The sequence below is a fragment of the Diplocloster modestus genome (assembly GCF_019042245.1).
In the GTDB taxonomy this organism is placed as follows: Bacteria; Bacillota; Clostridia; order Lachnospirales; family Lachnospiraceae; genus Diplocloster; species Diplocloster modestus.
The window spans coordinates 1-13969 of sequence record NZ_JAHQCX010000008.1 but is presented as its reverse complement, the minus strand read 5'-3'; the positions used below and the strand labels follow the sequence as shown (position 1 = coordinate 13969).

At 45.7% G+C, this 13969-nt stretch carries 12 protein-coding genes and 1 pseudogene; 7 read left to right on the top strand and 6 right to left on the bottom strand.

Annotation, left to right across the window (positions count from 1 at the left end; translation table 11 throughout):
• Positions 1 to 32 precede the first annotated feature (32 nt).
• Entirely contained in the window at positions 33 to 983 is a 951-nt protein-coding gene (locus KTH90_RS12685) for an ABC transporter permease (protein WP_238726907.1), read from the bottom strand.
• Between the two features lie 19 nt (positions 984 to 1002).
• Positions 1003 to 2502, bottom strand: a complete 1500-nt coding sequence (locus KTH90_RS12680; protein WP_158354223.1) for a sugar ABC transporter ATP-binding protein — start codon at positions 2500 to 2502, stop codon at positions 1003 to 1005.
• 443 nt (positions 2503 to 2945) lie between these two features.
• Here KTH90_RS12680 and KTH90_RS12675 point away from each other — a divergent pair, with 443 nt between their 5' ends.
• The 5 genes from KTH90_RS12675 to KTH90_RS12655 all read left to right on the top strand — a co-directional run bounded on the left by KTH90_RS12675 (position 2946) and on the right by KTH90_RS12655 (position 8020).
• Positions 2946 to 3878, top strand: a complete 933-nt coding sequence (locus KTH90_RS12675; RefSeq protein ID WP_158354224.1) for a 1-phosphofructokinase family hexose kinase — start codon at positions 2946 to 2948, stop codon at positions 3876 to 3878.
• 32 nt (positions 3879 to 3910) lie between these two features.
• A complete protein-coding gene (locus KTH90_RS12670) occupies positions 3911 to 4516 on the top strand; it encodes a class II aldolase/adducin family protein (RefSeq protein ID WP_158354225.1) in 606 nt (201 codons plus the stop codon).
• A 154-nt stretch (positions 4517 to 4670) separates the two neighbouring features.
• Positions 4671 to 5450, top strand: a complete 780-nt coding sequence (locus KTH90_RS12665; RefSeq protein ID WP_158354226.1) for a DeoR/GlpR family DNA-binding transcription regulator — start codon at positions 4671 to 4673, stop codon at positions 5448 to 5450.
• 91 nt (positions 5451 to 5541) lie between these two features.
• Complete coding sequence (locus KTH90_RS12660) at positions 5542 to 7017, top strand: rhamnulokinase (RefSeq protein WP_158354227.1); 1476 nt, start codon at positions 5542 to 5544, stop codon at positions 7015 to 7017.
• A gap of 22 nt (positions 7018 to 7039) precedes the next feature.
• Entirely contained in the window at positions 7040 to 8020 is a 981-nt protein-coding gene (locus tag KTH90_RS12655) for a Gfo/Idh/MocA family protein (protein ID WP_158354228.1), read from the top strand.
• Positions 8021 to 8069: 49 nt separating this feature from the next.
• On the opposite strand, the pseudogene KTH90_RS25320 reads toward KTH90_RS12655, so the two are convergent.
• From KTH90_RS25320 to KTH90_RS12635, 4 genes and pseudogenes are all read right to left on the bottom strand, one after another.
• A pseudogene (locus tag KTH90_RS25320) lies at positions 8070 to 9937 on the bottom strand (extracellular solute-binding protein).
• Positions 9937 to 10749: an ABC transporter permease gene (locus KTH90_RS12645; protein ID WP_158354229.1), complete on the bottom strand. Its 813-nt coding sequence runs from the start codon at positions 10747 to 10749 to the stop codon at positions 9937 to 9939. The pseudogene KTH90_RS25320 and the gene KTH90_RS12645 overlap by 1 nt, the downstream one beginning before the upstream one ends.
• Positions 10742 to 11815 carry an ABC transporter ATP-binding protein gene (locus KTH90_RS12640; protein WP_158354230.1) on the bottom strand — a complete coding sequence of 358 codons (1074 nt, stop codon included), beginning with the start codon at positions 11813 to 11815 and terminating at the stop codon, positions 10742 to 10744. Before KTH90_RS12640 ends, KTH90_RS12645 begins: the two co-directional genes overlap by 8 nt.
• 15 nt (positions 11816 to 11830) lie before the next feature.
• Positions 11831 to 12370 carry a helix-turn-helix domain-containing protein gene (locus KTH90_RS12635; RefSeq protein ID WP_158354231.1) on the bottom strand — a complete coding sequence of 180 codons (540 nt, stop codon included), beginning with the start codon at positions 12368 to 12370 and terminating at the stop codon, positions 11831 to 11833.
• Between the two features lie 229 nt (positions 12371 to 12599).
• Here KTH90_RS12635 and KTH90_RS12630 point away from each other — a divergent pair, with 229 nt between their 5' ends.
• Together KTH90_RS12630 and KTH90_RS12625 are read left to right on the top strand one after the other, a co-directional pair.
• Complete coding sequence (locus KTH90_RS12630; RefSeq protein WP_158354232.1) at positions 12600 to 13655, top strand: lactonase family protein; 1056 nt, start codon at positions 12600 to 12602, stop codon at positions 13653 to 13655.
• Between the two features lie 50 nt (positions 13656 to 13705).
• A complete protein-coding gene (locus tag KTH90_RS12625; protein WP_158354233.1) occupies positions 13706 to 13894 on the top strand; it encodes a (2Fe-2S)-binding protein in 189 nt (62 codons plus the stop codon).
• Positions 13895 to 13969 lie beyond the last annotated feature (75 nt).

Genomic DNA, 13969 nt, shown 5'->3' with positions numbered 1-13969 from the left:
TTCATTTCTCCTTTTTCTTTCTTTATATTTAATTATTTGGTGCTGCTTTTAGAATGCAGATCGAAGCAGACTGCTCCAAGAATAATAATTCCTTTAATAATTTGCTGCCAATAGGATGAGACGTCCAGCAGATTTAACCCATTATTAAGTACGCCGATAATCAGAATTCCGATAAAGGTTCCGCCTACAGTTCCGATACCGCCGGTCATGCTGGTCCCGCCGATCACAGCGGAAGCGATGGCGTCTGTTTCATATCCGATACCAACGGCGGGCTGTCCGGCATTTGTACGTGATGCCAGTACAATCCCGGCAATCCCGGCCAGGACGGCGCTGTATATATAGACCTTCATCAGGATTCTGGATACATGGACCCCGGACGCGTTTGCTGCTTTTGGATTTCCGCCGACGGCATAGATATAGCGGCCGAATTTGGTCTTTGATAATACAACGAAGGAAACGAGCAGGATAGCGGCAAATATGACAATGGGAACATAGCCCTTCCCAATTTTACTGAAGAGGGGAGACGCCAGTGTGTAAGGTTTTCCGTCGGAATAGACATATGCGAATCCCCGGGCCATCGTCTGAGCGGCCAAGGTGGCTACAAATGCCGGCACATTCATGCGGGATACAAAAAAACCGTTCATTACGCCGAAGACGGCACAGATGGCCAGGGAAGCTGTAATGGCAAATAATACATTGGAAGGATTACGGACTAGAATACTACCGCAGACGACACCGGCAACTGCAAACAAAGAACCCACTGTCAGGTCAATTCCACCGGTCATGATCACAAAGGTCATTCCTATGGCGATAATCCCATTTACAGATACCTGCCTTAGAATATTGATTACATTTTGCGCGGTTCGAAAGGTAGGGGAAGTAATGGCCATGATAATACATAAAAGAAGCAGTACCATCAAAATACCATATTTTCGGGTCAGATCTCTCGAACGAAACCTGCTGGTTTTTATTATCTCTTTCATCAGTGATTCCTCCTCAACTTTACATTTTAAAAGCATTGCTTAGCAGCTCTTCTTGTGTTACATTTCCGGCCTGTATTTCATTCCGGCTATATTCTCCGGTAATCTGTCCATTCGAGATAACCAGTATACGGTCACTCATCCCCATAATCTCAGGAAGCTCCGAGGAAACCATGATGATGGCCATGCCCTGCTTGGCAAGTTCCACCATAATCTTATAGATCTCAAACTTAGCTCCCACATCGATTCCTCTGGTTGGCTCGTCGAGTATGAGAATTTCAGGCTCTGACTGAAGCCATTTTGCCAGAACCACTTTTTGCTGATTTCCGCCACTGAGGGTTTCCACGGTTGCATTCAGGTTGGAGCATTTGATCCCCAGGGAACTTTCATAGGTCTGTGCCTCTAACAGCTCTTTTCTTGTGCTGATAAATAACCCTTTGAAGCATTTTTTTAGGTTGGGAAGTGAAATGTTTTCTCGGATAGAACGGCAGAGGATCAGGCCGTATTCTTTACGGTCTTCGCTGACCATTGCAATCTTTTTATTAATCGCATCGGCTGGTGACTTTAAAATCACTTGTTCACCGTGTATCCGGATTGTTCCGCTGTCGCAGGGATCCATACCGAAAATAGCCCTCATTATTTCACTGCGTCCGGCACCCATTAATCCCGAAATACCCAGAATCTCACCTTTATGTACTTCAAAAGAAATATTTTTGAAAACTCCCGCGGAACATAAATTTTCGACCTTTAATACCGTATCTCGGATGGGGACCTCCTCTTTTGGATACACCTGATCCAACGACCGGCCTACCATGAGCTCAATTAAACGATTTTTCGTAACCAAAGCCGCATCTACCGTTTCGATATATTCACCGTCCCTTAGAACTGTAATTTTGTCAGCTAACTTGAGTATTTCCTCCAGGCGATGAGAGATATAGATGATAGAAACGCTTCTTGCGGTCATATCTTTGATAATAGTAAACAGTTTATTTGCTTCCTCTTCTGACAAGGACGAAGTTGGCTCATCCATAATAATAATATCCGCATTCTTGCGGACTGCCTTGATAATTTCCAACATTTGGATTTGCGCCACACTTAACTTTTCTACGTATGTCGTTGGCTCGTAATCCATTTTATATTCTGCCAGAATTTCTTTCGCGGCGGCATTCATCGCACGGTCATCGACAAACCCGTTTTTCATGAGTTCCTGCCCAAGAAAGATATTCTGTGTAATCGTCATATTGGGCAGAGGGGCAAGTTCCTGGTGGATCATGGCAATTCCAATTTCCTGGGCATCCGCGATACAACGGATTTTACACGGTGTTCCATTATGAAAGATATCTCCCTGGTCAGGCAGATATTCGCCGATGATCATTTTCATTAAAGTGGACTTGCCCGCTCCATTTTCACCTACCAGGGCATGGACCTCACCTGGTGCGACCTTGAAACTAACGCCCTTCACCGCGTAAACGCCGGGAAACCTTTTATGAAGGTTTTTGAGTTCAAGCCTGTCTGTGGTCATACTTCATCCTCCCATCCTACATAAATCGTTTTATATGTAATTTACCAACAAACGGAACAAAACAGAATGCTTGATATATTCCGAATTATACTATTTAATTTTTGATATGGCAATATATTTTTGAAATAAAAATCGGTTTTGGTAAAAATAGATTAAATAAAGTCTGGAAATATGTGAAAAATATTGATTAAAATGAGCTTATATAAGCATAATGCTCATATGAACGGTTAAATTTCAGATAGAAAATATGCAAAAATCATAAAAAAGATTTTTTGCAAAAAAGAGGTTGTAAAAAACGGAATCGATTGCTATAATCCAAGTGAACGGAAGTTCCATATGGTTCCGATATGGGGGCGCAGTTATAAGAAGTACATTTACGTAAAGGGAAAGTTTGAAAATTGCAGACATGAAAAATGGAGATACCATTGAGAAAGGAGGAAATTATGATTAACACAGTGACACTGAATCCGGCGGTAGACCGGATTTTGTATATTCCTTCATTCACCAGGAATATTACAAACAGAATCCGATCGACCAAAGACTATTTAGGAGGAAAAGGTACGCATGTATCCATTAATTTAAAACTCCTGAATACTGCAAGCAGGGCTTTTGGAATAGCCTACGGAGATACAGGAAAAAAAGTGATACAGTTTCTGAAAGATTTTCAGATTGATGTCCAGTTTATTTATGAAGACAAAGGGGAGACCAGGACAAATTATTTAGTAATCGAAGATACCAATGACTGCAGTATTATAGCGGACAGAGGAATGGATCTGGCTGAAGGGATATTAGAAAGGCTGATTCACCAGATGAGGATGAATCTAAAAGAGGAAGATTATCTGGTTTTGTCAGGAGACGCTTCCAATTGTTCCGACCCTATGGTATACAATCGGATTATGAAAGAACTTTCGGATAAGCGGCTGAGGGTATTTCTGGATACCAGCGGGGAATCTCTCATGGAATGTATACGGTCATCCCCGTATCTGATTAAGCCTAATCTGGATGAATTATCTTATATAAGTAAAAAAAATCTGTCCGGGGATGAGGAAATTATACAAGCTTTAAAGGAGCTGGATCCATATCAAGTCGAGATCATAGCGGTCTCTCTGGGAGGGGACGGATCGCTGGTAAAATACCGGGATGAATTTTATCGTGTGTACCCCCCAAGGGTCCGGGTGAGCAATACAATTGGCTGCGGAGATTGCTATCTGGCAGGGCTGGTCTACGGAATACATGAGGGAAAAAATATTGCGGAGACCTTAAGAATCGCCACAGCCGCATCAGCCGCAGCGGCGGAATCTAACACCTCTGTGGGATTTGATACGGACCGGGCCAAACAATTGGAAAATCTGGTAACCATAAAAAAACTGGCTTAACTTTTTGAATCAAAAAGAAAGAAGGAAATAGTATGGGAAATTTATCTTTTATGGCTGAGCGAATGGAAATGGTAAAGGTAGCAAAGAACATGTGGGATCGGAAGCTGACAAACGCAGCGGGCGGGAATTTTGCATATCGTGTGGCGAATAACCGGGTGCTCATCTCTCCGTCCCTGATGTCAGAACGAAAATTCTGTGATCTAAACGCTTGTGATTTTCTGCTGATTGATTACGATATGAATATTCTGGAGGGATCGGGAAACCTGTCAAGGGAAGCCTATATGCATGTTTTGTTGCTCAAAAACTTTAAAAATATTGGTGCTACCATACATGCCCATCCTCAGTTTTGCATGGTTTTTGTAGCTCAGAGTAAACCGATCCGGAATATTACGGAGGCCACTATGAAACGGGGGCCGGTTGAATGTATTCCCTATACAAAGGCTTATACAAAGGAATTACATGAACAGGTTTACGAATATTTTGACAATAGAAGAGAACTGGCAGAGGAACAGCCCATTGGGGCCATAATGCCCATGCATGGAGTGGTGGTCTCAGGCCCTGACCTACATATGGCGTACAGTATGCTGGAACGGATTGAAGCGGATGCGATCTGCAATCTGTTTAAAAATTTTGTCTGATGAGAAAAAACTTGGTATGTACTGCAATATAAGCCGTACAGCCATCCCGTTGGAAGATTTGGATTAGACTACTCATGTCCGCACAGATATAGTATAATAAGAAAAGACTTCTGCCCGGGCAGGCGGATAAACCAAATTTGGAGGGATACCGGATATGTATACGATTGAAAGAAAATCTGAAATTATGAATTTTTTAGAAAAACATGGAAAAGTGGATGTGAATTTTCTTGCTGAGAAGTTTGATATTTCCAAGGAAACCATCCGCAAGGATCTCAGAGAATTAGAGTTGGATGGAATTCTGAAACGTACCCATGGAGGTGCGGTTTTGGTAGAGACGAATGAGGCCAATCCTGAATATCCGGTGGCGGTGCGAAAGATACAGCGTTATGAGGAAAAAAATCAAATATGTAAATTCGCTGCTCAGTTCATTCAAGACGGGGAAACCGTATTTGTGGACAATAGTTCCACGGCCATTCATTTATTTAAATATATCAATCGAAATATTAAGGTGACGATTATCACGAATTCAGCTCAGGCATTGTTGGAGATCGCCAAACTGACAAATGATAATCTGACGGTAATTTGTCTGGGAGGCCTTTTCAGATCCGGTAATTTTTCGATGCATGGAAGCGTTACCCTGAAAAACGCGAATGAGTATTATCCCAACCGTTCCTTTGTATCCTGTGCCGGGATGACACAGAACAAAACATTTACCGATAACAGCATCTATGAAGTGGATACCAAACGATTTATGATAGAACGATCCAAAGAAAATTATGTGCTTGCCGATTATACAAAATTTTCAAGCACAGGAACAGTGCATTTGTGCCAATTTTCTGATATCCAGAATGTGATTACGGACAGTAAGACGGATAGGATAAAATTGGATTATCTGGAAGGAAACGCGATACACACGTATGTCGCAGGCTCGTGAGCATACCCACGAAATAAGAGGGGGCAGGCAGGAAGCTTTGTGACGGCTGCCCGCGGCCGATTGAGGTGAAACGGGCAAGAGAGGAGTCACTATGAACATGATCGCTTTTGACCTGGGAGCCAGCAGTGGTAAAATCTATCTTGGCTCATTTAAAGATAACATGTTAAACCTGAAAGAAATTTACCGATTTCAAAACTCCTGCATACAGATGAATGGTTATCTGTATTGGGATATCATATCTATCTATGCCAATCTGGAAAAAGGGATCCGTTCGTGTATTCAGGAGTCATCGGAGCCGGTGGTTTCTATGGGACTGGATACCTTTTCAAATGATTACGGGCTTGTAAGTAAAAGCGGGGAGCTGCTAAGCTGCGTACATTGTTATCGGGATAAAAGAACGCAGACACACCGGCAGGAGATCGATCGGATTCTTTCAGCTAGAGAACGGCATTTTCTAACCGGAAATCAGATTGCACCGTGTAATACGCTGATGCATTTGGCGGCGATGCGCTTGGAGGACAGTGGATTTATGCTGGATTATGCGGATAAACTTCTCTTTATCCCTGATTTGCTGACTTATTTCCTGACCGGTTGTCAGATATCGGAATATACCATAGCTTCCGTCAGTGAAATGTTTGACTTTAAAACGGGCAGTTTTCATCCCCGGATTCTGGATGCCTATCACATCCCGGACCGGCTTCTGCCCACAGTTACGATGCCCGGGACAGTGGTGGGAAACCTTTCCAACGCTCTGTGTGAGGAATGGAATACAGATCCGTTCCCGGTAATAACGGTCTGTGAACATGATACCGCTTCCGCGTTTGTGAGCGCCCCATGTGAGGAGTCTTCGGTCATTATTAGCAGCGGGACTTGGTCTTTGGTTGGAATCGAGATGGACGGACCGGTGATCAATGAAACCACCTGCCGGTATAATCTTGCCAATGAGGGAGGGGTTCCGGGCAGGCACCGTCTGATGAAGTCGGTGATGGGACTGTGGATTCTGCAGGAAGTGCAGGCGTATTATAACGCGATAGGTATGGATATATCGATCCCGGAAATGGTCCAAAAAGCGGAGGCGGCTAAGCCATATCAATATCTGATAGACCCGGATGACCCAATATTCTTCACTCCGGGGAATATGCCTCTCCATATCTGTAAAAAATGTGAGCTCTTGTACAACAGCGCGCCTTCCGGTGTCGGAGAGCTTGTCCGCTGTGTATTGGAAAGCCTGGCGTTTAAGTACCGTTGGGCGATAGAGGCGCTTAAGGAGGCCACTGGGATGAGCTTGTGCGATATTCACATTGTGGGCGGTGGTTCGAATAACCGATTGCTGAATCAGCTTACCGCGGATATATGCCACAGAACTGTCTATGCAGGCCCGGAAAATGCGGCGGCTATGGGAAATGTCATAGTGCAATTGATTGCCCATGGACAAATTAAATCCATAGAGGAGGGCCGCAGTCTGGTAAAGGAGACCTGCCCGGCCGTCGTATTTTATCCGCGGGAAGCGGAAGCTGAGGCCTGTGAGGAACAATATAAAAAATTTGTAGAACTAATATCCAAATAGTAAAATGAAAAGAGGATCCATTATGAAAAAAGTCAGATGGGGTGTCCTTGGAACATCCAATATTGCCAATAATCATACTGTTCCAGCTATGCAGAAGGCAGAAAACGCTTCTCTCTATGCAGTTGCTGGAAGGTCCCCGGAAAAAACGGAAGCGTTCCTGCAAAAGTTTGGTTTTGAAAAAGCCTGTTTAAACTATGAGGAGCTCCTGGAAGATGATCAGGTGGAGGCTGTGTATATTTCACTCCCGAATTCCCTTCATAAAGAATGGGTGCTTAAGGCGGCGGCCCGTGGAAAACATATTTTATGTGAGAAACCGTTGTCCGGTAATCCGCAGGATACGAAAGAAATGATAGAGGCCTGTTACAAGGCCGGGGTTTGTTTTATGGAAGCGTTTGCCTATCTGCATACTCCGATAATAAAATCAATAAAAGAAGCCCTGGATGCAGGATGTATCGGAAAACCGGAATATATGGAGACCACCTATCTGATTCCAACACCCGCGGCTGATAATATCCGGGTAAATAAAGAGACGCTTGGAGGGGCCAGCTATGACGTGGGCTGTTATAATACAAGCCTGGTACTCGCCCTGCTAGGGGAGATGCCATACAGCGTTGGGGCTGTTTCGGAATTTACAGCCCAGGGGATCGATCTGCTCACCAGTGCGGTCTTAAAATTTCCAGATGGAAAAAGAGCCGGTATGACGATGGGATTTTGTTCCCCCCAGGAAGTTTCCCGCTATTTTATTCACGGTAGTAAAGGAACACTGGAGGCTCCGGTCCCCTTTAATTCCAGCGGTCGTTTAAGCTATATGATTCATACGGAATCGGGAACGGATACCTATAAATTTGATGTCCCCGATAATTATAAGCTGGAAATCGAACAGTTTGGCAGATGCATATTAGAGGGAGAAGACCCGCTTGTGAGCCACGCTTTTTCCATGAAGGTGGCCCGGGTTACAGAACAAATATTAGAGGCTGCCGGCTATGGGACATTATTTGCATAGATTAACACAGGGCCGGGACCTTTAAGGCCCGGCCCCGGATAGAAACCAGCTACTCAGAAGTCCCGGCGGCCTGCACCTCACGCCAGATCTCGTTATAATACTCATCGGCTTCCTCACCCAGGTAGTGGAACGTATTGCAATTTGTATACTGTTCCGGATCGGGGAAGGCAAGCGGACTGTTTAACAGATATTCGTCCTCCACATATTCCTTCACGCCCTCCACAGGAGAATAGTAGGTGATATATTCAAAGTTCTTGGCTGCGATATCAGGACGGCAGAGGAAATCCAGGAACTTTTCCGCGTTTTCCTTATTTTCGGCATTTTTCGGTATGACCCAGGAATCGATCCAGATGTTGGAACCTTCCTTGGGAACCACGTAATCCAGATCGGGATTCTGCTGCTGGCATACCAGCGCTTCCCCGGAATAAATCACGCCCAGGGCAGCCTCGCCGCCGATCATCTTATCCCGTACCTGATCGATGACATAGGCCTGAACCAGAGGTTTCTGATCGATCAGTGTCTGTTTGGCCTCCTGCAGCTCGGCCTCGTCTGTGGAGTTGATGGAGTAGCCCAGGCGAGAGAGCGCCACCATGAAGGCATCCCGCACACTGTTCTGCATCAGGATATTATCCTTATATTTCGCATCCCAAAGGATATCCCAGCTGTCCACCGGATCAGACACCATGGTCTTATTGTAGAGAATTCCCACAGTACCCCACATATAGGGGACAGAGTATTTATTCTCCGGATCAAATTCCTTTGATTTCTCCATGAACATGCTTCCGATATTTTTCGTGTTCGGCATATTGTCAAAATCCAGTTCAGCCAGCAGGTCATTATCTAACATCTTCTGGATCATGTAATCGGAGGGACAGACCAGATCATAGGATACAGCACCGGCTTCCACTTTCGGATACATGATTTCATTGGTTTCAAACTCATCGTAGACGACCTTGATTCCGGTCTCTTCTTCGAACAGTGTAAGCACATCGGGGTCCATATATTCCCCCCAGTTATATACGACAACTTTCCCATTGGATCCCTCGGATTTGCTGCCGCAGCCGGCCAGGATGCCGGGGATCAGAGCCATTACCAGAATGGCGGTCAATACTTTTTTCATAGATAGTCCTCCTCTTAAACTGCAGATTTTTGTGCCTTTTTACGGGACGGCCGGTTGATGATGAGCAACAGCAGCAGTACCGAAATAAACATAATCGTAGACAGAGCATACATTTCAGGCTTGATACCTTTCCGGACCTCGGTATAGATCTTCGTGGACAGGGTATCCACACCGGCGCCCTTTACAAAATGGGTGATGACAAAGTCGTCCAACGACATGGTAAAGGACAAAAGAAATCCGGAGAGCACTCCCGGCAGGATATCCGGGAATACCACCCTGAAAAACGCTTTCAGCGGGGAAGCGCCCAGATCCATGGCTGCCTCATAGGTAGCTTTGTCTGTCTGCTTTAACTTCGGCATGACACTTAAAATCACATAAGGTATATTAAAAGTAATATGTCCCAGCAAAATGGTCATAAAACCAAAGTTAACCCCAAAGGCGATAAACAAAAGCATCAGGGAGATACCGGTTACAATCTCGGCATTCAGCATGGGGATGTTGGTAATTCCCATCCAAACCATCCGGCTTTTCTTCTTCATGGCGTGAATTCCGATGCAGGCGGCAGTGCCCAGTATCGTGGCGAACAGGGCCGATAAAAGGCCGATGGCCAGCGTATTATACAGAGCGGCCATGATCTGTTCATTCTGAAACAGCTGTACATACCATTTAGTGGAGAAGCCGCCCCATTTAGTTCGGAATTTGGAGCCGTTAAAGGACAGCACCATCAACGTGACGATAGGAGCGTACAAAAACACAAAGACGAGCGTCAGATAGATCCGCTGTGCGGTTTTCTTCATTATAATACGGCCCCCTCTCCATCCCGGTCGTACTTATTCGTAATAAACATGCTGATGATGATAAAGATCATCAGGACGATGGACAGACCGCTGCCCACATGCCAGTTGTTGACCTGCTTGAATTCCTGCTCAATGACATTTCCGATCAGCAGGATCTTGCCTCCGCCCAGCAGATCGGAGATGACGAATGTGGTGAGCGAGGGGACGAACACCATGGTAATGCCGCTGATCACACCGGGAAGGCTCAGCGGGAAGATGATCTTCACAAACGTGGTGAAGCCGTTAGCGCCCAGATCCCTGGCCGCGTGGACCACATTGGGATCGATCTTGACCAGTACGTTATAAATGGGCAGAACCATAAAGGGGAGGAAATTATATACCATACCCAGAACGATCGCCGTGGGCGTATTGATAATATTTAACGAAGGCAGATGAAGCAGACCGAGCAGCTGGTTGATCACGCCGGTTTTCTCCAGCAGTGTCTGCCAGGCCATGGTGCGCAGCAGAAAATTCATCCACATGGGAAGGATGAAAATCAGCACGATAAAGCTGTTCTGGTTTACCTTCAGGTTATTTAAAATCATGGCCAGCGGATAGGCCAGAATCAAACAGATCACCGTGCTGAGCAGGGACAGGCCTAACGCCAGCACCAGGGATTTTAACGCCTCCGGCGAAGAGATCGATGCTATATTGGACAGGGTGAAACTGCCGTTTTTATCCGTCAGGCCGTAATAGAATACCATGGCCAGGGGGATCAGAATAAAGGCTATGGCCCAGAGCATGTAAGGGCCGGCAATTAATTTTTTACGCATCTGCAGCTACGGCCTCCTCATCCTCTGATTCAGGCTTATTCATGATCTGGATGTTAAATGGATCCACACTGATTCCTACATTGGTGCCCACCGGATACATCCCGGTGCTATGTACCAGCCAGGTATAACCGGAGGCTTCCACTTCCATTTCATAATGCACGCCTTTAAATATCACATTGGAGACGACTCCCTGTATCGTACCTTCTTCCGGTTTGACCAGGCAGATATCCTCCGGACGGATGACGACATCCACCGGCTTATGATTGCCAAAGCCCTCATCCACGCAGGCAAAACGGGTGCCCAGTATTTCCACCAGCCGGTCTTCTATCATCAAGGAATCGATAATATTACTGTCTCCGATGAAGTCCGCCACAAAGGCGTTCTGCGGTTCATTGTAGATATCCTCAGGCGTTCCGATCTGCTGGATGTAGCCCTGATTCATGACGACGATGGTGTCGGACATCGTGAGGGCTTCCTCCTGATCATGGGTGACATAGATAAAGGTAATACCCAGTTCATTCTTAAGGCGGATCAGCTCATACTGCATATCCTGACGCAGCTTCAGATCCAATGCACCCAGCGGTTCATCTAAAAGCAGTACCTTCGGCTCATTGACGATGGCACGGGCGATGGCGACACGCTGCTGCTGACCGCCGCTTAAGGAATCCGGATAACGGTTCTCGAATCCCTGCAGATTCACAAGCTTCAGGGCATACTTGATTTTATCCATGATGTAGTCTTTACTTTTTTTCTTTATCTTCAATCCGAATGCAATATTTTCTGCGATACTCATGTGGGTGAAGAGCGCGTATTTCTGAAATACGGTATTTAACTGGCGTTTGTTAGGGGGAAGATTCGTAATATCCGTTCCGTTGAAAAGCACCTGTCCCTTATCGGGAGTCTCAAAGCCCCCCAGAATCCGAAGGGTAGTCGTCTTTCCGCAGCCGCTGGGCCCCAATAAGGTCAGAAATTCATTTTCCCGTATATACAGGTTCAGATCATCCAACACGATCTCTTTATCAAATGTCTTCGTAATACCCTGCAAATCAATCAATTTATGACTCATATCGATCCTCCTGTGTTAGAAACTGGGCGGCGAACTGACCCAGAGAATAATGGCCCCGGTTTTCGGGCTGGCAGTGATGTAATGTTTGGAGCTGGGAATATAATAAAAGGATTCCCCTTTTTTGGCTTTATATTTTTTATTTCCGATGTGGATCGTTATGCTGCCCTGAAGAACATATCCGAATTCCTCCCCCTCGTGGGGATTATCCGGGTAAGTGGAGCCGCCGGGCTTAAGAGTCAGGCGTATGGGTTCCATGATATTTTTCTGAGCATTCGGTATGATCCACTCGATCTTATTGAGAAGTTCGGGATCTGTTTTTTCAAAATAGTCCGCATCGTGAAAGACCACCTGCTCATCTGCGGTATCATTAAAGAAATCCTTTAAATCCGTGCCAAGGCACTGCAGAATATCAACCAGTGTGGCGATGGAAGGGGAAGTCAGATCCCGCTCGATCTGGGAGATAAAGCCCTTCGATAACTCCGCTCTGTCCGCCAGTTCTTCCTGGGTTAAGCCCTTACCGATCCGCAGTTCTTTTAACTTATTTCCGATCTCCATGACCATACTCCTTTTTCTGTGGAAAAACAGTAAATATAAACAAAAAGTTTACAAATGCTAAACGCAGCATCAGATATCATTATACACGTTTTTATACCACTGTCAATCAAAATTTTCGTCAATTTTCTACGGATCAAATTTCCCTATTCTTTTCGAAATTTCTGTGGTAAAATATGTAGAAGATTGAGAGATTATTTTGTAGTCAAGCCATAAGAGGAGGACATAAAATATGAAGAAAGATAAATATGTGGCATATGTGGGTACCTACACGCACGGAAGCAGTATCGGCATCCATCTGTATGATCTGGATGTGGAAGCCGGCAGAATGACGGAGCGTAAAGTGATTCCGATCAACAATTCTTCCTATGTTATAAAATCTCATAATGGAAAGTATCTGTACTCTATCGCGGATGAAGGCGTGGAAGCATTTAAAATCCTGCCGGACGGGGATCTGGAACCGATTAATAATGCAGTAACCGGGGGCATGCGGGGCTGTTTCCTGGCCACCGATCAAAAAGACCGCTTCCTGTTTGTGGCCGGATATCACGACGGCCGGGTATCGGTGCTGCATTTAAATGAAGACGGCAGCGTAGGCGATATCGCGGATGGTATTTTCCATCAGGGCCTTGGCGGGCTGGCGGAGCGGAACTTCAGGCCTCATGTGAACTGCGTTGCCATGACTCCGGATGAAAAATATCTGTGCGCGGTGGACCTGGGAGTGGATCAGGTGAAACTATATAAGCTGGACCATAACACAGGGCGGATCAAACTGATTGACATTCTGCGCTGTGAGTTAGAAAGCGCGCCTACCCGGCTGCTGTTCAGCCCGGACGGACGGTTCGCTTATTTGATCTGTGAGCTTAAGAATTATATTAACGTCTATACATACAACGGAACAGGCAAGAGCCCGAAGTTCGAGCTGATTCAGACGATCTCCACGTTAAATAAAAAATACGAGCGCGGCAGCGCGGCCTGCGCCCTGCGGTTTTCACCGGACGGGAACTATCTGATCTGTTCCAATGCGGGTGACGATAGTGTGGGGATGTATAAGGTGAATCATGAGACCGGAGAGCTGGAAAAGATCTGTATCCTCCCGATCAGCGGGGACTATCCCAAGGACATTGCTATTTTCCCGGACGGACGGCACCTGATCTCTTTGAATCATGAATCGGACTCCATCACTTTCTTTACAGTGGATTACGAACAGGGGACGCTGGTGATGAACGGGAAGGAAGTAAAGGTGGATACGCCAAACTGTGTTTTGATTTCAAAAATCGGAGAATAGCAGTATCATTTTCCTGCTTGTGGGAACAATGGAAGCAGGAGGCGATACTTATGGATATGAATAAAACAGTTTGTACCTGCTATGGGGTTACCATCGGCGATCTGAAAGAAGCGATCGAAAATGGAGCCGGCTCCTTTGACGAGGTACAGGAAATTACGAATGTGTCTACAGCCTGCGGCTCCTGTGAGGAATACGCCAGGAATGTGGTGGAAGAATTGCTGAAGGAGCAGGAAAGTTAAAAGGGGACATGTCCAAATCAATCCGGGACAGGTACAAATCAGTTGGGGACAGGTACAAATCGACCGGGGAACATA

Excerpts from the sequence above, each read along its gene's own strand:
- KTH90_RS12685 (WP_238726907.1), bottom strand. The coding sequence starts at position 983 with ATGAAAGAGATAATAAAAACCAGCAGGTTTCGTTCGAGAGATCTGACC.
- KTH90_RS12680 (WP_158354223.1), bottom strand. The coding sequence starts at position 2,502 with ATGACCACAGACAGGCTTGAACTCAAAAACCTTCATAAAAGGTTTCCC.
- KTH90_RS12675 (WP_158354224.1), top strand. The coding sequence starts at position 2,946 with ATGATTAACACAGTGACACTGAATCCGGCGGTAGACCGGATTTTGTAT.
- KTH90_RS12670 (WP_158354225.1), top strand. The coding sequence starts at position 3,911 with ATGGGAAATTTATCTTTTATGGCTGAGCGAATGGAAATGGTAAAGGTA.
- KTH90_RS12665 (WP_158354226.1), top strand. The coding sequence starts at position 4,671 with ATGTATACGATTGAAAGAAAATCTGAAATTATGAATTTTTTAGAAAAA.
- KTH90_RS12660 (WP_158354227.1), top strand. The coding sequence starts at position 5,542 with ATGAACATGATCGCTTTTGACCTGGGAGCCAGCAGTGGTAAAATCTAT.
- KTH90_RS12655 (WP_158354228.1), top strand. The coding sequence starts at position 7,040 with ATGAAAAAAGTCAGATGGGGTGTCCTTGGAACATCCAATATTGCCAAT.
- KTH90_RS12645 (WP_158354229.1), bottom strand. The coding sequence starts at position 10,749 with ATGCGTAAAAAATTAATTGCCGGCCCTTACATGCTCTGGGCCATAGCC.
- KTH90_RS12640 (WP_158354230.1), bottom strand. The coding sequence starts at position 11,815 with ATGAGTCATAAATTGATTGATTTGCAGGGTATTACGAAGACATTTGAT.
- KTH90_RS12635 (WP_158354231.1), bottom strand. The coding sequence starts at position 12,370 with ATGGAGATCGGAAATAAGTTAAAAGAACTGCGGATCGGTAAGGGCTTA.
- KTH90_RS12630 (WP_158354232.1), top strand. The coding sequence starts at position 12,600 with ATGAAGAAAGATAAATATGTGGCATATGTGGGTACCTACACGCACGGA.
- KTH90_RS12625 (WP_158354233.1), top strand. The coding sequence starts at position 13,706 with ATGGATATGAATAAAACAGTTTGTACCTGCTATGGGGTTACCATCGGC.